The organism is Citricoccus parietis (genome assembly GCF_042433045.1).
Classification (GTDB): Bacteria; Actinomycetota; Actinomycetes; order Actinomycetales; family Micrococcaceae; genus Citricoccus; species Citricoccus parietis.
Window position 1 is genome coordinate 18,370 of sequence record NZ_JBHLWH010000030.1, and the last position, 17,275, is coordinate 35,644.

General features: G+C 70.4%; 16 protein-coding genes and 3 tRNA genes. 10 read left to right on the forward strand and 9 right to left on the reverse strand.

Going from position 1 to position 17,275, the window contains the following annotated elements:
• Positions 1-9 precede the first annotated feature (9 nt).
• From ACFFIO_RS11350 to ACFFIO_RS11360, 3 genes are all read right to left on the reverse strand, one after another.
• Positions 10-83: transfer RNA gene (locus ACFFIO_RS11350), tRNA-Met, on the reverse strand.
• A 56-nt stretch (positions 84-139) separates the two neighbouring features.
• Positions 140-211 (reverse strand) — tRNA-Thr (locus ACFFIO_RS11355).
• A gap of 101 nt (positions 212-312) precedes the next feature.
• Positions 313-2,250, reverse strand: coding sequence for a DEAD/DEAH box helicase (locus tag ACFFIO_RS11360; protein WP_378041885.1), 1,938 nt, complete (start codon positions 2,248-2,250; stop codon positions 313-315).
• A gap of 372 nt (positions 2,251-2,622) precedes the next feature.
• Here ACFFIO_RS11360 and ACFFIO_RS11365 point away from each other — a divergent pair, with 372 nt between their 5' ends.
• Positions 2,623-3,204: a hypothetical protein gene (locus ACFFIO_RS11365; protein ID WP_378041886.1), complete on the forward strand. Its 582-nt coding sequence runs from the start codon at positions 2,623-2,625 to the stop codon at positions 3,202-3,204.
• A gap of 19 nt (positions 3,205-3,223) precedes the next feature.
• Here ACFFIO_RS11365 and ACFFIO_RS11370 read toward each other — a convergent pair whose 3' ends face one another.
• Positions 3,224-3,937 carry a FadR/GntR family transcriptional regulator gene (locus tag ACFFIO_RS11370; protein WP_378041888.1) on the reverse strand — a complete coding sequence of 238 codons (714 nt, stop codon included), beginning with the start codon at positions 3,935-3,937 and terminating at the stop codon, positions 3,224-3,226.
• 123 nt (positions 3,938-4,060) lie between these two features.
• Here ACFFIO_RS11370 and ACFFIO_RS11375 point away from each other — a divergent pair, with 123 nt between their 5' ends.
• The 4 genes from ACFFIO_RS11375 to ACFFIO_RS11390 are packed head-to-tail and all read left to right on the forward strand — an operon-like array spanning position 4,061 to position 9,005.
• Entirely contained in the window at positions 4,061-5,431 is a 1,371-nt protein-coding gene (locus tag ACFFIO_RS11375) for an SLC13 family permease (RefSeq protein WP_378041889.1), read from the forward strand.
• 56 nt (positions 5,432-5,487) lie between these two features.
• Positions 5,488-6,663: a CaiB/BaiF CoA transferase family protein gene (locus tag ACFFIO_RS11380; protein ID WP_378041890.1), complete on the forward strand. Its 1,176-nt coding sequence runs from the start codon at positions 5,488-5,490 to the stop codon at positions 6,661-6,663.
• The gene (locus ACFFIO_RS11385; protein ID WP_378041892.1) at positions 6,660-8,201 is read left to right on the forward strand and encodes a carboxyl transferase domain-containing protein; all 1,542 of its coding nucleotides are present in this window, start codon (positions 6,660-6,662) and stop codon (positions 8,199-8,201) included. The genes ACFFIO_RS11380 and ACFFIO_RS11385 overlap by 4 nt, the downstream gene beginning before the upstream one ends.
• A 21-nt stretch (positions 8,202-8,222) precedes the next feature.
• On the forward strand, positions 8,223-9,005 hold the full coding sequence (locus ACFFIO_RS11390) for a sulfite exporter TauE/SafE family protein (protein ID WP_378041894.1): 783 nt from the start codon (positions 8,223-8,225) through the stop codon (positions 9,003-9,005).
• On the opposite strand, the gene ACFFIO_RS11395 is transcribed toward ACFFIO_RS11390, so the two are convergent.
• The gene (locus ACFFIO_RS11395; RefSeq protein ID WP_378041896.1) at positions 9,002-10,189 is read right to left on the reverse strand and encodes a cystathionine gamma-synthase; all 1,188 of its coding nucleotides are present in this window, start codon (positions 10,187-10,189) and stop codon (positions 9,002-9,004) included. The two genes, ACFFIO_RS11390 and ACFFIO_RS11395, sit on opposite strands and share 4 nt — an antisense overlap.
• 11 nt (positions 10,190-10,200) lie before the next feature.
• A complete protein-coding gene (locus ACFFIO_RS11400) occupies positions 10,201-11,703 on the reverse strand; it encodes a cystathionine beta-synthase (protein ID WP_378041938.1) in 1,503 nt (500 codons plus the stop codon).
• 141 nt (positions 11,704-11,844) lie between these two features.
• Here ACFFIO_RS11400 and ACFFIO_RS11405 point away from each other — a divergent pair, with 141 nt between their 5' ends.
• Positions 11,845-12,849 carry a DNA-3-methyladenine glycosylase family protein gene (locus tag ACFFIO_RS11405; RefSeq protein ID WP_378041898.1) on the forward strand — a complete coding sequence of 335 codons (1,005 nt, stop codon included), beginning with the start codon at positions 11,845-11,847 and terminating at the stop codon, positions 12,847-12,849.
• Here the strand turns inward: ACFFIO_RS11405 and ACFFIO_RS11410 are convergent, their stop codons facing one another.
• Positions 12,850-13,248 (reverse strand): thioredoxin family protein, encoded by a 399-nt coding sequence (locus ACFFIO_RS11410; RefSeq protein ID WP_378041899.1) that lies wholly within the window; start codon positions 13,246-13,248, stop codon positions 12,850-12,852.
• 220 nt (positions 13,249-13,468) lie between these two features.
• Here ACFFIO_RS11410 and ACFFIO_RS11415 point away from each other — a divergent pair, with 220 nt between their 5' ends.
• Positions 13,469-13,966 carry a hypothetical protein gene (locus tag ACFFIO_RS11415; protein ID WP_378041901.1) on the forward strand — a complete coding sequence of 166 codons (498 nt, stop codon included), beginning with the start codon at positions 13,469-13,471 and terminating at the stop codon, positions 13,964-13,966.
• 48 nt (positions 13,967-14,014) lie between these two features.
• Positions 14,015-14,947: an NADP-dependent oxidoreductase gene (locus tag ACFFIO_RS11420; protein ID WP_378041902.1), complete on the forward strand. Its 933-nt coding sequence runs from the start codon at positions 14,015-14,017 to the stop codon at positions 14,945-14,947.
• A 61-nt stretch (positions 14,948-15,008) separates the two neighbouring features.
• On the opposite strand, the gene ACFFIO_RS11425 is transcribed toward ACFFIO_RS11420, so the two are convergent.
• Positions 15,009-15,090 (reverse strand) — tRNA-Tyr (locus tag ACFFIO_RS11425).
• A 241-nt stretch (positions 15,091-15,331) separates the two neighbouring features.
• On the opposite strand from ACFFIO_RS11425, the gene ACFFIO_RS11430 reads away from it, so the two are divergent.
• Both ACFFIO_RS11430 and ACFFIO_RS11435 read left to right on the forward strand, forming a co-directional pair.
• Entirely contained in the window at positions 15,332-15,820 is a 489-nt protein-coding gene (locus ACFFIO_RS11430; RefSeq protein WP_159552472.1) for a YajQ family cyclic di-GMP-binding protein, read from the forward strand.
• Positions 15,821-15,848: 28 nt separating this feature from the next.
• The gene (locus ACFFIO_RS11435; protein WP_378041903.1) at positions 15,849-16,337 is read left to right on the forward strand and encodes a hypothetical protein; all 489 of its coding nucleotides are present in this window, start codon (positions 15,849-15,851) and stop codon (positions 16,335-16,337) included.
• Positions 16,338-16,390: 53 nt separating this feature from the next.
• Here ACFFIO_RS11435 and htpX read toward each other — a convergent pair whose 3' ends face one another.
• The gene (gene htpX / locus ACFFIO_RS11440) at positions 16,391-17,260 is read right to left on the reverse strand and encodes a zinc metalloprotease HtpX (protein WP_378041904.1); all 870 of its coding nucleotides are present in this window, start codon (positions 17,258-17,260) and stop codon (positions 16,391-16,393) included.
• Positions 17,261-17,275: the final 15 nt, after the last annotated feature.

Here is a 17,275-nt window from a genome sequence, read left to right on the forward strand (position 1 = left end):
CCTGTTCCGTAGCGGCGGGGGGACTCGATCCCCCGACCTCACGATTATGAGTCGTGCGCTCTAACCAGCTGAGCTACGCCGCCATGGAATGAGTCAGCCCGTGGCCGCGACATCTCGCAACGCACGGGCTCTCATTCAGAGCCCCGACCGGGAATCGATCCCGGGACCTCAGTCTTACCAAGACTGCGCTCTACCACTGAGCTATCGGGGCAACGACGTGAAACTCTACCAGCGATTTCCGTACGAATGAAATCGAGGTGGTTCCACGGTCGTTCGGCCGGCTTCCGCCGACCTCTGACCGGTCAGTACCCGTCAGTACCGGTCGCGTGAGGGCTTCTCGAAGGACTTCCGACCGCCCTTGAATCCAGCCTTGCCGCCACCCTTGTGACCGCCATAGCCGCCCTTGTGGCCACCCTTGTAGCCGCCGCCACCGGAGCGGAAGGGCTTGCCCTCGCGCTCGGCGTTCGTCGGACGGCCGTTGTCCTTCTGGATCTCGATCGGGCGGCCGTTGATCGTGGTGTTGCCCAGGGCATCCCACTGCTGGCTGGTCAGGTCCGCCGGCAGCTCCACGAGGGCGTGGTTGGAGCGGATGTCGATGTGGCCGATCTGGTTGGAACGCAGTCCGGCCTCGTTGGCGAGGGCACCCACGATGTTGCCCGGCTGCACGCGGTCCTGACGGCCCAGAGCGATCCGGTAGGTGGCATTGCCCTCGGCCGGGCCGCGCTGCGGGCCGCGGGAGCCGCGTCCGTCACGATCGCCACGGTCCTCCCGGCCACCGCGTTCCATCCTGGCCGGGGGCATGTCCTGCTCCTCGGCCAGCAGCGGGCGGCCGCCCTGGGCCATCTTGGCGAGCGCCGCGGCGACGTCCTCGGCGTTGACGTCGTTCTCCGCCACGTAGGAGTCGATGAGGCCGCGGAACACGTCCAGATCGCCCGCCGAGAGGGTCTCGGTGATCTGGGCGCTGAAACGGCCCAGACGGGAGTTGTTGACGTCCGCCACGGAGGGCATGTTCATCTGCTCCACGGTCTGGCGGGTGGCCTTCTCGATGGCCCGCAGCAGGTACTTCTCACGCGGGGTCATGAACAGCACGGCATCGCCGGAGCGCCCGGCGCGGCCGGTGCGGCCGATGCGGTGGACATAGCCCTCGGTGTCATGCGGGATGTCGTAGTTGATGACGTGGCTGATCCGCTCGACGTCGAGGCCGCGGGCGGCCACGTCGGTGGCCACCAGGATGTCGATGCGGCCCGAACGCAGGTTGTCCACGGTCTTCTCGCGCTGGTTCTGCGCCACGTCGCCGGAGATCGCGGCGGCCCGGAAGCCACGGGCGTTGAGCTTGGTGGTGAGCTCCTCGGTGGCGTTGCGGGTGCGGACGAAGGCGATGACGCCGTCATGCTCCTCGGTCTCGAGGATGCGCGTCATGGCCTCGAGCTTCCAGGAGCCGGTGACCTGCATGAAGCGCTGGCGGATGTTGCCGGCCGTGGTGTTCTTCGCGGCGACCGAGACCTCGACGGGGTTGTTGAGGTACTTGCCGGAGATCCGCTGGATGGCGCGCGGCATGGTGGCGGAGAACAGCGCGGTCTGCTTCTGGTCCGGGGTGGCGGACAGGATCTGGTCCACTTCCTCGGCGAAGCCCATGCGCAGCATCTCATCGGCCTCGTCCAGGACCATGTACTGCAGGTTGGACAGGTCCAGGGAACCCTTGGACAGGTGGTCGATCACGCGGCCCGGGGTGCCGACGACCACCTGGGCGCCACGGCGCAGGCCGGAGAGCTGGGGGCCGTAGGGGGCGCCGCCGTACACGGGGAGCACGGTCACGCCCTTGATGTGCTTGGCGTAGGTGGTGAAGGCCTCGGCGACCTGCAGGGCCAGCTCGCGGGTCGGTGCCAGCACGAGGATCTGCGGCGTGTTGGCCGGGCCGTTGACGTCAGCGGTCTCGGCCAGGCGGGACAGGGCCGGCACGGCGAACGCGGCGGTCTTGCCCGTGCCGGTCTGGGCCAGGCCCACCACGTCACGGCCGCTGAGCAGCAGCGGGATGGTCTGGGCCTGGATCGGCGAGGGGTTCTCATAGCCGAGGTCGGAGATGGCGGCGAGGACGCGGCCGTCGATGCCGAGATCAGCGAACGCGGGGACGCCCGACTCTGCCGACTCGGTGTTCTCGCCGTTCTCGGTGTTCTCCGAGTTCTCGGCGATCTCCGAGTTCTCGGTGATCTCGGCGTTCTGGGTGGTTTCGTTTTGGGCGTGTTCAGACACGGTATTTCCTCACGGGGATCGGTGATTGCGGCCGGTTGGGTGCCGCAACGCATCGGATTGGTTCTCTCCGGTGCTCCCCGTGGCGTGGTCCAACATCACGCCCGTTCCATTTCTCCTGGCGGTCCCCGCCCTGCCGGTTCCGCTGGCGTCCCGGGCCGCAGGGGCGGCACAGTTCAGCAGCGGAGGAACGGAAGGGGGTTCGGGACCGGCCGCCCGCACAGCCGACACGTTGCCGAAAGCGAGCCACACAACTTGATGCCTTGCTGCAGTATTCAACAGCGGGGCATGCACAGGGGATTTGACCGGAATGGTCCCTCAAGTCTAACGCATCACGGCGGCCGCGGGATCGGGCCGAACCGTTAGGCTCGTCACGTGCCCGAGCAGACCCCTGGACCGCAATCCCCTGGCCCACAGCCCCACCATCGTTTCGCCCGTGCCGCAGGCCGTGCGACCCGTTCCTTCCTCGATGCCTCCCGGGACGACGCCGAACGCGCCCGCGCAGAGCGCCAGGAACAGGAGGACCGCCGCGCGGCCGAGCAGCGCGCCGCGGCTGAACGCCAAGCCGCCACACCCACCGCCTTGAAGGTGGCCCGCTGGTGGTGGGTCATAGCCACCGCGCTCTTCGCCCTGGTGGCCACGGCCTTCCTCCTGTCCGGGCTCAACGCCCCGGCCGGCACCGCCGGAGGACTCGACCTCGCCGCGCCGGAGGCCACTACCACGGGCCAGTTCGTCCTGGCGGGGCTGGCCGGCGTCCTGGCCCTCGCCACCGGCACCGGCGCCGTCCAGCTGCTGCGGTCCCGGCGCAGTGCGGTCGGCCTGCTGACCGGTGTGGCCGTGATCGTCGGGGTCCCCCTGATCATCCGCGGCCACCCCCTGCTCCTGGCCCTCGCCCTGGTGCTGCTGGCCGGCGCCGCCCTGCTGTGGTTCCCGCCGCTACGGCGATTCCTGCGCTGAGCCGCTGAGCTGCCGGTGATCAGCCCTCGGCGTCACGGAGCAGCAGGACGTCGGAGACGACGTCGATATGCCGCTGCATCGCCTGGGCTGCCTCGTCCGGATCGCCCCGGCGGATGCCCTCCGCAATAGCCCGGTGCGCTTCGAGGGAGACTTCCGGGCGCCCGGGCTGCCCCAAAGACTCAATGCGGGTCTCCCGGATCCTCTCACTCAAGAAGTCCATCATCTGCGCCAGGACCCCGGAATGCGCAGCCTGGGTGATGGCCCCGTGGAACCTCTCGTCGCCACCCACTCCCCGGTCACCCTGCTCGATCTCGCCCGCCATCACCTGGATGGCCGCGTCGATCGCCGCCAGGTCCTGCTCCGTCCGTCGCTCGGCCGCCAGGGCCGCGAGCTTGACCTCAACGGTGCTCCTGGCCTCCACGATCTCCGGCAGCAGGCTCCGATGGTCACTCAACTGCCGCAGCAGCGTGGTCGCATTCGGGCGGTAGACCAGGACGGCGTCGGTGCCATGGCGGACATCGATGACGCCGAGCACCTCCAGGGCCACCAGGGCCTGAGCCAGGGTCGCCCGGGAGACGCCGAACTGTTCGGCCAGGTCACGCTCCGAGGGAAGCCGGTCGCCGGGCGTCAGGCCCTCCTCATCGATGTACTCGAGGATCCGTTCCATCAGCTGCTCGTACAGCCGAGCACGCGTGACACGGCGCGCCCCATGGCCCCTGCCCTGTTCCGTCATCTGCGGCCTCCCGCGCCCTCGTCCGTGAGTTCGTCACAGCATATTGACAACCGGTTCAAGAGTCTAGGAGGTTAGGCCACTAGCAGAGTGATCCACCTCACGCGCCCCCTGGAAGGCATCCCTATGTCAGAACCCATCATCGCGATCATCATCCTGGCCGCCATGTTCATCCTCGCCACCGTGCTGCCCATCAACATGGGGGCGTTGGCGTTCGTGGGCGCCTTCGTCCTGGGAGCGCTCTTCCTGGGGATGGAGGCCGATGACATCATGGCCAACTTCCCCGGTGGCCTCTTCCTCACCCTCGTGGGCGTCACCTATCTCTTCGCCATCGCCCAGAACAACGGCACGATCGACCTGCTGGTCAGACGGGCCGTGAAACTCGTGGACAACCGGGTCGCCCTCATCCCGTGGGTCATGTTCACCCTCACCGCGGTCATCACCGCCGTGGGCGCGCTCGGCCCGGCCGCGGTGGCCATCATGGCCCCCATCGGCCTCAACTTCGCCGCCAAGTACAAGATCAACCCCCTGATGATGGGCATGCTGATCGTCCACGGCGCCCAGGCCGGAAGCTTCTCCCCCATCGCCGTCTACGGCGTGATCGTCAACGGCCTGATCGCCGACGCGGGCTTCGCGTTCAGCCCGACGGCCTTGTTCCTCAGCTCCCTGATCTTCAACGCGGTCATCGCCGTCGTCCTGTTCCTGGTCCTCGGCGGCAGGTCCCTCGTGGGAACCCGGGTGACGGAGTTCGCCGAGTCCGTCTCGGACGCCCGTCTGCACGCCTCCGTGGGCGCACGCGCGGCCGGCGTCGACTTCAAGGGGTCCGGCAGCGGCACCTACGGCCCCCGGGACCCGGCCGGCGACGGGCCGTCTTCCTCCTCGTCCTCCTCGCAGAGGGTCACGTTCCCCCAGGTCGCCACCATGCTCGGCCTGGTGGCCCTGGCCGTGGTGGCCCTCGGATTCCAGGTGGACATCGGCTTCGTGTCCATCACCATCGCGGTCATCCTGGCACTGCTCTCACCGAAGGCCCAGAAGGGAGCGGTCAACAAGATCAGCTGGCCGACCGTGCTGCTGATCTGCGGCATGCTGACCTTCGTCGGCACACTCCAGGAGGCCGGGACCATCACGTACGTCTCCGACGCCGTCGCCCAGATGGGCATGCCGCTGCTCGCCGCCCTGATGATCTGCTACATCGGCGCCGTGGTCTCCGCCTTCGCCTCCTCCACCGCCATCCTCGCGGCCCTGATCCCCCTGGCCGTCCCCTTCCTCGACTCCGGGTCCGTCAGCGCCATCGGCGTCGTCTGCGCCCTGGCGGTCGCCTCCACGGTGGTGGACGTGTCCCCGTTCTCCACGAACGGCGCCCTGGTGCTCGCCAATTCACCGGAGGGGACGGACCCTGACCGCTTCTACAAGCAGATCCTCACCTACGGGGCGATCGTGGTGGTCGCCGCGCCGCCACTCGCCTGGCTGACCATGGTGGTCCCCGGATGGATGTGAGCCGGCTCCGCCCCGAGCCACGTGTCGACCACGGGACCGACCCGGAGAGGAACCCCATGACCACCACCGCGGGACCGCTCAGCGGCTACACGGTCCTCGACCTCACCCGCGCCCTGGCCGGCCCCCACGCCGGAATGATGCTCGGCGACCTCGGCGCCCGGGTGATCAAGGTCGAGACCCCCGGCACCGGCGACGACACCCGGTCCTGGGGCCCGCCGTTCGTGGGCCCGGAGGACGACCCCCAGGCCACCTACTACCTCTCCTGCAACCGCAACAAGGAGTCCATCGCCCTGGACCTCAAGAGCGAGGACGGCCGGGCCACCCTGGCCGAGCTCGTCCGGCGGTCCGACGCCCTGCTGGAGAACTTCCGCACCGGCGTGCTGGACCGGCTCGGATTCCCGGTGGAGACCCTGCACGAGATCAACCCCCGGCTCGTCATCCTCTCCATCACCGGGTTCGGCCATGACGGCCCCGAAGCCACCCGCAGCGGCTACGACCAGATCGTGCAGGGCGAGGCCGGGCTGATGTCCCTCACCGGCTCCGGACCGGACGACCCCCAGCGCGTGGGCGTCCCGATCGCCGACCTGCTCTCGGGGATGTACGGGGCCTACGGGCTGCTGGCGGCGCTCCTGGAACGCGAGCGGACCGGGAAGGCGCAGGTGGTGAGGACCTCGCTGCTCGCCGCGGTGGTCGGCGTCCACGCCTTCCAGGGGACCCGCCAGACCGTGGCCGGGCAGACCCCGCAGGCCCAGGGCAACCACCATCCCTCGATCGCCCCCTACGGCCTCTTCCACTGCCAGGGCGGCAGCGTTCAGATCAGCGTCGGCAACGAGCGGCTCTGGAGGACGTTCTGCGCCACCGTCGGCCTCGATCCCGAGGACCCGGACTTCACCACGAACGCGCTGCGGGTGGAGCACCGGGACCGGCTCATCCAGGTGATCGAACAGGCCTTCAGCACCCACCCGCCCGCCGAACTGCTGGAACGGCTGGATGCGGCCGGCATCCCCGCCGGGAAGGTGCGGTCCCTGGACAAGGTCTATGCCTGGGACCAAGTCGAGTCCCAGGGCCTGCGCCTCACCGTGGACCACCCCCTCCTCGGCGGCATCGACCTCCCCGGTCCCCCGCTGCGGTTCTTCGACGCGGCCTCGGGGCAGGAGACCACGAAGCGGGCCCACACCGCGCCGCCACTGCTGGACCGGGACGCCGAGGCCATCCGGTCGTGGCTGGCATGACCGGCACCGAGGTGAGGCTGCGGCGCTCCGCGGCACAGCTCCTGGACCTGGTGCTGGACGAGGAAACCTTCACGCCGTGGGATCGTCCGGCCGAGCAACCTCCCACCAGCCCCCGGTATGCCGCCGAGTTGGAGAAGGCCCGCCGCGTCACCGGGGCCGACGAGTCCGTCACGACCGGCCGGGGGCTGATCCGCGGCCGACCGGTGGCCGTGATCGCCTCCGAGTTCGGCTTCCTGGCGGGCTCCATCGGCCGTGCCGCATCGCGCCGCATCACCGACGCCGTCCGACGCGCCACCGAGGAGCGCCTGCCCCTGCTCGCCTGCCCGGCCTCCGGCGGCACCAGGATGCAGGAGGGGACCCCCGCGTTCCTGTCCATGGTGGACATCACCCAGGCCATCCACCGGCACAAGGACCGAGGCCTGCCCTACCTGGTCTACCTCCGGCACCCCACCACCGGCGGCGTGATGGCCTCCTGGGGGTCACTGGGCCACGTGACCCTCGCCGAACCCGGCGCCCTGCTCGGCTTCCTCGGGCCCCGGGTCTTCGAGGCCCTCAACTCAGAGCCGTTCCCCAGCGGGGTGCAGACGGCGGAGAACCTCCACCGCCTGGGGATCATCGACGGCGTCGCCGCCCCCGAGGACCTTCCGGACCTGCTCGACCGGGTGCTGCGCATCGTCGCCCCGGCTCCCCAGTCCAGCCAGTCCAGCCAGTCCAGCCAGTCCGGTCCGGCCTGCCCGACGCCGGCCCCGGCCAGCGCCGCTGCCGGCCCCGGCACCACCTCCACCTGGCACTCCATCGAGCGTTCCCGCGACCGCGGACGGCCTGACCTGCAGCGCCTGCTGGAAGAGGGCGCGGATGACGCCGTGGTCCTGCACGGCACGGGGCAGGGCGAGGCCGATCCAGGGCTGACCCTCGCGTTGGCCCGCTTCGGCACCCAGCCGTGCGTCGTCGTCGGGCACCAGCGGCCGGGTCCCGGGGAGCGGGAGATGGGTCCGGCCTCCCTCCGCCAGGCCCGGCGGGGCGTCCAGGTGGCCCAGGAGCTGCGCCTGCCCCTGCTCACCGTCATCGACACGGCCGGAGCGGAGCTGTCCCGCGAGGCCGAGGAGGGCGGGCTGGCCGGCGAGATCGCCCGGACCCTCGCCGACCTGATCGGGACCCCGGTGCCCAGCGTGTCCGTCCTCTGGGGACAGGGCGCGGGCGGCGGTGCCCTGGCCCTGGTGCCCGCCGACCGGATCATCGCCGCCGAGCATGCGTGGCTCTCGCCCCTGCCCCCGGAGGGTGCCAGCGCGATCGTGCACCGGGATACCCTGCACGCCCCCGAGATGGCGGAGGCACAGGACGTCAACGTCGCCGCACTGCACCGGATCGGGCTCGTGGACCACGTGGTGCCGGAGGAACCGCCCGCCGAGCTCGACCCGCACGGGTTCTGTACGGCCATGGCCTCGGCCATAGAGTACGAGCTGTCACGGGCGGTCTGCCTTCCCGACGCCGACCGGCTCGGCCTGAGGGCCGCCAGATTCCATCAACTGGGCTGCTGACGCGGCCGGAGGGAGGCGCCGGTGGACGTGCTGACGGCACTCGCGATCCTCGCGGCCGGGCTCGGCGGGGGCCTGGTCGTCACCGCCATCGGGGCGGGCTCCCTGGTGACCTTCCCCGTCCTGCTGGCCGTCGGCCTGCCGCCGGTGGTGGCGAACGTCTCCAACACCATCGGGCTCGTGCCGGGGAACATCACCGGCACCTGGGGGTACCGCCACGAGCTCGTGGGACAGCGCGGGCTCGTCATCGGCGTCGCCGCGACCACCGCCGTCGGCGCGGTGGCCGGGGCCGTGCTGCTCCTCTCCCTGCCCTCCGAGGCCTTCTCGCGGCTGGCACCCTGGCTGATCCTGCTCGCCGCCACCCTGGTCGGCGCCCAGCCGGTCATCTCCGGGGCCCTGCGGCGGCGGGCGCGACGCCGTGGGGACGCGCCCCGCGGCACCAGCACCCGCCTCCCGGCGCCCCTGGCCTGGGTGTCAGCGGTCATCGGCGTCTACGGCGGCTACTTCGGGGCGGGCCAGGGCGTCATGCTCGTGGCCTGCCTCGCCCTGGGACTGGAGCAACGGCTCCAGACGGTCAACGCCCTGAAGAACGTGGCCGTGCTGGCGGCCAACGTCGTGGCCGCCCTGATCTTCGTGTGGATCGCCCCCGTCGACTGGGCCGCCGTCGGTCTCCTGGCGATCGGCTCCGTGGTCGGCGGCTGGCTCGGCGCCCTCATCGGGCGGCGACTGCCCGCGCCGGTCTTCCGGGTCCTCGTGGTCCTCTTCGGCTACGTCGTCGCCCTCCGGCTCCTGCTGGACGCTGCCTAGAGCGAGGCGATGGCGCGGTCCAGGTCGTCGATCAGGTCGGCCACGTCCTCGATGCCCACGGACAGGCGCACCAGGTTGTCCGGCACCGCGAGCTCGGTGCCGGCCACGGAGGCGTGGGTCATCTCGGCCGGGTAGTTCATCAGCGACTCGATCCCGCCCAGGGACTCCGCCAGCTGGAACAGCCGGGTGGTCTCGGCGACCTGCCTGGCGGCCGCCGCCCCGCCGGTGAACTGCACCGAGACCATGCCGCCGTACCCGCGCATCTGGCGGGAGGCGAGCTCATGGCCCGGGTGGTCGGGCAGGCCCGGGTACAGCACCCGCTCCACGCCGGAGATGCCCTGCAGGTGCTGGGCGATCGTGGCGGCGTTCGCATTGTGGCGGTCCATGCGCACCCCGAGCGTCTTGAGCCCCCGGGTGGTCAGATAGGCGTCCAGCGGCCCGTTGACCGCACCGGCGGCGAACTGCTGGAACTTCACCTTCTCGGCGAGCTCCGGGTCGTTGACCACCACGGCGCCGCCGATCACATCGGAGTGCCCGCCGATGTACTTGGTCGTGGAATGGACCACGACGTCGGCGCCCAGTTCCAGCGGCAGCTGCAGGTACGGCGTCGCGAAGGTGTTGTCCACCACCAGCAGCGCCCCGGCGGCGTGCGCCGCCTCCGCCAGTGCGGCGATGTCCGAGACCTTCATCATCGGGTTGGAGGGCGTCTCCAGCCACAGGATCCGGGCGGCGGAGGCGTCGACGGCCGCCAGTGCCTGTTCCACCGCGGAGACGTCCGCCATGTCCACCACGGTGTGGGTGACGCCCCAGGGGCCCAGGATCTTGTTGATCAGGCGGTAGGTGCCGCCGTAGACGTCGTTGCCCATGACGATGTGGGCGCCGGGGCCGGCCACGGCGTGGATCAGGGCGTTCTCGGCGGCCAGGCCGGAGCCGAAGGTGAAGGCGCGGGCTCGGCCGTCCACGCCGCCTTCCAGGGCGGCCAGCTGCTCCTGGAGGGAGTCGCGGGTGGGGTTGGTGCCGCGGCCGTAGTCATAGCCGTGGCGCAGCTGCCCCACGGCCTCGGGGGCATAGGTGGTGGAGAGGTGCACGGGCGGCACCACGGCGCCGTAGACCGTCTCGTGGGCCTGGCCGGCGTGGATGGCGCGGGTGTTGAAGCCCTCGTAGCGGGGGGTCTCGTTGGTCATGTCCAGTCCTTTCAGCGGGCCACGCGGGCCAGCAGGTCGTGCAGGGTGACGATGCCCGTGACCACGCCGTGGTGGGTGGCCATCACGGCGGGGGCGGAGCGCAGGGCCTCGCGCACTGTGGAGAGCGGGGCGTTGACGTTGACCTTCGGCAGCGGGGCGCCGACGTGGTCGAACACGGTGTCCGCGGCGGTCGCCCGCCCGGTGGCCAGCAGGTCGGTGAGGGTGGCCACGTCCACGGCGCCCAGGATCTCGCCGACGCGCAGGTCATCCCGGGGTGCGCCGACCACGGGCAGGGCGTCCACGCCGTAGCGGTTCATGGTGGAGATGGCCTCGGCCAGGGTGGCGTCCTTCGGGGCGGTGACCACGGACGGCAGGGCGCCGGGCAACCAGGAGGACTTCTCCCGCAGGAGGTCGGCGACCGTCGCTTTCCACGCGTCGGGCACCGCCGGAGCCGAGGACACCGCGGAGGGCGAGGACACCGCGGGGTCCGCGGGGCCGGCGTCGTGCGCGGGTTGCAGGTCCACCGGCAAAACCGACTCCGGCGTGGAGGCCTCGAAGCCCATCTCGTCCATCCAGCCCTCGTTGAAGATCTTGCCGAGGTAGCCGCGGCCGGAGTCCGGCAGGATGATGACCATCACGTCGTCCTCGCCGAGGTCCTGCGCGGCCCGGAGGCCGGCGACGACGGCCATCCCGGAGGATCCGCCCACGAGCAGGCCCTCCTCGGCGGCGAGGCGGCGGGTCATCTCGAAGGAGGCGGCGTCCTCCACGGCGAGGACCTCGTCAGGCACGGACTTGTCATAGTTGCCGGGCCACATGTCCTCCCCCACGCCCTCCACGGAGTAGGGCCGGCCGGTGCCGCCGGAGTAGACGGAACCGTCCGGATCGGCGGCGATGACCTTGACGGGGCCGGAGGCGCGGTCCGCGGAGACCTCCTTGAGGTAGCGGCCCGTGCCCGTGATGGTGCCACCGGTGCCCGCACCGATGACCACATGGGTGAGCCGGCCGGCGGTGTCCCGCCAGATCTCCGGGCCGGTGGTCTCGTAGTGGGACTCCGGGGCGGAGGGGTTAAAGAACTGGTTGGGCTGGTAGGCACCCGGGATGTCCCGCTCCAGGCGGTTGGCCACCCCGTAGTAGGACTCCTCGGACTCGGGGGCCACGGAGGTCTTGGTGACCACCACCTCGGCGCCGTAGGCCCTGAGGACGTCCCGCTTCTCCTCGCCCACCTTGTCCGGGGTGACGAACACGGAGCGGTAGCCCTTGAGCTGGGCGACCATGGCCAGGCCGACTCCGGTGTTGCCGGAGGTCGGCTCCACCACGGTGCCACCGGCGGAGAGCTTGCCCTCGGCCTCGGCGTTCTCGATCATCTTCAGCGCGATGCGGTCCTTCACGGAGCCGCCGGGGTTCAGGTACTCGGGCTTGACCAGGATGGTGGCCTTGAGCCCCTCGGTGACCCTGTTCAGCTTCACCAGCGGCGTGTTGCCGATGAGGCCGAGGACGTTCTCGGCGTAGGTCATGCCGTGCGGGTGGCCGGATGGGGTCTCTGGAGTGCCGGCGTTCTCGGGCTGCGCGTTCATGGGCTCAACGGTACCGCCGCGGCCGCCTCGGGCGGCAAGAGCATGAATCCGCATGACCACTCAACGCGGGACAATGGCAGGGTGTTAGGTTCCCTGCCCGCCCCGGACGCCACCATGGTCCTGGAGCCCGGCGTCCCCGTGGACGTGCGCCTGACCCTGGGCGTCCTGCAGCGCGGACATGCTGATCCCACCGTGCAGTCCCGCCCCGATGGGGTGTGGCTCTGCTACCGGGTGCCGGCCTCGGGCGATCCGGTGACGGTGCTCGTCCGGCCGGCGCCCTCGGCGCTGGTCCCGGGCCCGGTCCCGGTGCTCGCGTGGGGCCCTGGAGCCACGGCCGCGGTGGCGGACGCGCACCGGCTGCTGGGGCTCGACGACGACTGGTCGGCCTTCGACGCGCTCCTCGCCCCGCGCTCGGCGGGGGGCTCGGGGGCAACCGGGACAGTGGGGGCAGCCGCTCTTCCGCATGCGGTGGCGCGGGCCCGCCGTGCGAACCCCGGGCTGCGCCTGCCGGCCACGGGACGGATGGTGGACCAGCTGCTGACCGTGGTCCTGGAGCAGAAGGTCACCCATGACCAGGCCCGGTCCGGGTGGCGCTGGCTGGTGCGGGGCTTCGGCGAGGCGGCCCCGGCTCCTGCACCACCGGGCATGTTGCTGCCACCGACCGCCCACGCCGTCCGGCGCATCCCCAGTTGGGCCTGGCACGCCGGCTGGGTCCAGCCCGCACAGTCGAGGGCGATGCTGCGGGTGGCCGAGCGGGCGAGCGCCCTGGAACGGCTGGCCGGCCTACCCGCGGGGGTCGCCGCTGAGACGTTGACCGCCGTGCCGGGGATCGGCGTCTGGACGGCCGCGGAGACCGTCCAGCGGACCCATGGGGCCCCGGACACGGTGGCCGTGGGCGACTACCACCTGGCCCATCATGTGGGCGAGGCGCTGACCGGCCGGCGCACGGACGATGCCGGGATGCTGCGGCTGCTGGAGCCGTGGGCCGGCCACCGGCAGCGCGTGGTCAGGCTCATCGGCCTGTCCGGCGTCCGGTTCAGCCGGTTCGGCCCGCGGCTGGCACCGGCGGACCACCGGCGGCGGTAGTCAGTTCTGATCGGAGTTCTGATCGGTGTTCTGGTCGGGATTCTGGTTCTGGGCGACCTTCTCCCGGACCTCGTCCATGTCCAGTCCCTTGACGGCCGTGACGAGCTCCTGCAGCTGGGTGGCGTTGACGGCGCCGGGCTGGGCGTAGACCAGGACCTTGTCCCGGAACGCCATGAGGGTCGGGATCGAGGTGATGTTCGCGGCGGCGGCGAGGCCCCGCTCGGCCTCGGTGTCGACCTTGCCGAACACGACGTCCGGGTGCTCGCCCGACACCTGCTCGTAGACCGGGGCGAATTGCTTGCAGGGTCCGCACCAGCCGGCCCAGAAGTCGACGAAGACGATGTCGTTCTCGGTGATGGTCTGTTCGAATCCGGTTTCGGTGATCTCGGTGGTTGCCATGCCTTCCACCCTAACGGCCGACGGTCGGGCCGCGGGAGCCAGATCCACAGGCGACGGCGACTCCCTCCTCCGGCTCCCTCCTCCACAGTGTCCACCTGCCTCGCGCGTTGCCCACGGTTGGTCCAAGGACCCCTGATGCGGGGCCGGCCGGCTTCCTAACGTCGGATCATCCGGTCAGCAGAGGACCGACCCATTGGATCGATCAGCCGAGGAGCACCCGATGTCGCACGACGCCCCGCAGCAACCGCGCCGTTCCCAGCAGCGCCCTTCCCCACAACGCCCGAGGTCGGCGCCGCACCCCAAACACGGCCCGTCCGGCCCGGGGCGCATGGCGCCCGGCCGGCGGACGACCGTCATGGTCGTGGTGGACCGAGAGGAGCCGGAGCATGCGCTGCGCGAGTCCATGGAGTGGGTGCAGGCGTTCGAGCGGGACTGCGGACTGGTCCTGGACACCGACGCCACGGAGCTCTACGGGGTGGCACTCGCGGCGGACCTCAAGGACTCCCTCCAGCCGCCCCGGGACGGTTCCGTGGCCGACTATCTCGACTTCATCTGCGTGGACGGCCGCTGGTTGGAGCCCGGCGGCTGCCCGGCCGCCCCTCCCGATTCGAACGGGGCCCCGGCCTGGGCCTGGGCCTATTACGAGTCCGTCATGGGAGCCCCGGATCACGCCTACTGCACCATCTGGGATCTGATGCCCCTGCCCATGGCGGCGTGAGTCACACTGAGGCGGAATAATCCTCCGGGAGATCCGGTTGCGCGGGTTATGCGAGCCATTGGAATCCATGAACCAGGAACACCGGACGCCCTGCAGGTCGTTGACCTGCCCCAACCTGCCGTTGCGGAGGGAGAGGTACGGATCCGCGTCCATGCGGCCGCCGTCAATCCGACGGACACCCTGCTCCGATCCGGACAACGGGACCTGTCCCGGCAGCCTCGACCTCTGATCCCCGGAATGGACGTCGCCGGGATACTGGAGGAGATCGGACCCGGCACCGAGACCCCGCTCCGCGTGGGTGACGCCGTCATGGCGATCGTCGTGCCGCGCGGCGCCCACGGCGCCTACGCGGAACAGGTGGTCGTGCCGGCCGAGTCCGTGGCCGCCGCCCCCCGGGACACCAGCCACCTGGAGGCGAGCACCCTGCCCATGAACGGGCTCACCGCACGGTTGGCGTTGGACACCCTCGGCCTGCCGTCCGGCAGCGTCATCGCCGTCACCGGGGCGGCGGGCGCCATGGGCGGATACGCGGTCCAGTTGGCGAAGGCTGACGGGCTGACCGTCGTCGCCGATGCCGCCGCGAAGGACCAGGAGCTGGTCGCCGGTCTGGGGGCCGACGTCGTGCTTCCCCGCGGCGAAGGATTCGCCGACCGAGTCCGTGAGCGGTTCCCCGACGGCGTGGACGGCGCCGTCGACGGAGCGATGCTGCACGCCGCAGTCGCCCCCGCCGTCCGGGACGGCGGCACCGTCATCACCATCCGGGGCTACGACGAGCCGGGCGAACGTGGCGTCAGGTTCCAGCCGATCCTGGTCGCGGACTACGCCCGGGAACAGCAGAAGCTGGACACGCTCAGGCAACAGGCGGAGGACGGCCTGGTGAGCCTGCGGGTGGCCGCGTCCCTGCCGAAGGAACAGGCCCCGGAGGCCCACCGACGGCTGGAGGCCGGCGGCGTCCGTGGGCGCCTGGTACTGAACTTCTGAGGGCACACCCGGAAACGAGAAAACCGCGGGAGTCTGGTGACTCCCGCGGTTTTCCGCCGTGTGGCAGATACTGGATTCGAACCAGTGAAGGCAATGCCAGCTGATTTACAGTCAGCCCCCTTTGGCCGCTCGGGTAATCTGCCGGGGCCCCTCCCGCGCGAAACTGGTCTGAACCAGTCCGTTCGGTCGGCGACAACCCACTTTACCGGAGCTTGGCCAGGATTTCGAATCGGCGCTTTCATCCCGCCGTCTTGCCCCTCTCCCGCACGGGCACCGGCCCGGTATGCCACGGCACCGGGGCCCACCGGTAGGCTGTCCGCGAGGAACGTCCCACCCGAGTCCACCGCCTTCTCATCGCGGCGGACACAACAGTGAAGAGGAGCCATGGCCAGCGATTCGACGTTTGATGTGGTCAGCAAGGTCGACAAGCAGGAGATCAGCAATGCCCTGAACCAGGCCCAGAAGGAGATAGCCCAGCGCTATGACTTCAAGGGCGTGGGCGCGGAGGTCGATTTCAGCGGCGAGTCCATCCTGATGAAGGCCGCCTCCGAGGAGCGTGTCAAGGCCGTCCTGGACGTCTTCCAGTCCAAGCTGGTCAAGCGCGGCATCTCCCTGAAGTCCCTCGAGGCCGGCGAGCCCTACGCCTCGGGCAAGGAGTACCGGATGGAGGCGACCATCAAGGAGGGCATCGACCAGCCCACCGCCAAGAAGATCACCAAGCTGATCCGCGATGAGGGCCCGAAATCCGTCAAGGCCGCCATCCAGGGCGACGAGCTCCGCGTCTCCTCCAAGTCCCGCGACGACCTGCAGGCCACCATGGCCATGCTCAAGGACTTCGAGGACGCCGACCTGCAGTTCATCAACTTCCGCTGAGAAGCCCGTTCGACCGACCGAGGACACCATGCTCTACCTGATCACCCCCGACGGTTTCGTCAGCACCCTGCAGGCCACCCTCGGCGACGTGCTCGTGGACACCCGCCATGGCCGGCCACTGTCCCGGCAGGCCTGGGTGGCACAGGATCCCGGCCTCGCGGGCATCCCCGCGGAGACCGTCCTGGCCGTGGCCCTACGCCACGGCCTCGACGGGGGCATCGGCCTCGTGGTGCATGGAGGCTTCATCGATCAGGTCCTGGAACCAGAGCGGTTGCGGGCTGCGGAGCGAAACCAGAACCGGATCGCCGCGCAGCTGGCCTCGATCGCGCCTGAACCGCGCTTCGAGGACCGTGACTGGCACCGTCAGCAGCGAGCCATCGCCGAGGAGGCGCGGCAGGCGGCCGGCGGTTCGATCCGTCAGGCCGAGAAGGCGGCCGAGGAGTTGCTGTCCGCTCCGGTGAAGGACCACCTGGCTCGCGCCTGGGAGCGCGCCGGCGGGCTGCTGCCCACGTCCTGACGATGGCCAGCGGCCGGCCGGGTCAGCTGAGCCGGGTCAGCCGAGCCGCCGCGTCAGGCCTGGCCCAACTCCCGGGCCATGCCCTCGAGACGCTTGACGCGCTCATTCATCGGCGGGTGCGTGGAGAACATCTTCTGCACGTTCCGGAACGGGTTGGCGATCATCAGGTGTGCGGTGTTCTGCAGCCTCTGCTCGGACGGCAGCGGCGCGGCCTGGATGCCGTTCTGCAGTTTGTAGAGGGCCGAGGCCAGGGCGAGAGGGTCTCCGGTGAGCCGGGCACCATCCTCGTCCGCGTCGTACTCCCGGGTCCGGGAGATGGACATCTGGATGAGCGAGGCCGCGATCGGGGCCAGCAGGGCCAGCGCGATCATCGCCAGGGGGTTTGCGCCGCGGTTGTCCCGGCCGGCCCCGAAGAACAGCATGAACTGGGCCACCGAGGTGATGACGCCGGCGACGGCGGCCGCCATGGAGGATGTCAGGATGTCCCGGTTGTAGACGTGCATCAGTTCGTGCCCCAGCACCCCGCGCAGCTCGCGTGCATTGAGCATCTGCAGGATTCCCTCGGTGCAGCACACGGCGGCCTTCTGCGGATTGCGGCCCGTGGCGAAGGCATTGGGGGAGGCGGTGGGTGCCACGTAGAGCCGCGGCATCGGCTGCCGGGCCGCCTCGGAGAGCTCGCGGACGATCCGGTACATCTCCGGCTGCTCCTGCTCGGTGACCGGGTAGGCGCGCATGGAGCGGATGGCGATCTTGTCACTGTTCCAGTAGCTGTAGGCCGTGGATGCCACCCCGATGACGGCGAAGACCCCGATCCACACGGCCCGGCCGGTGCCGGCCGCGATGACACCGCCGATGGCCAGCAGCACGGCGAACAATCCGGCGAACAGCAGGGTGGTCTTCAGTCCGTTGTAATGCCGGTGCATCCGGGGGCGGTCCTT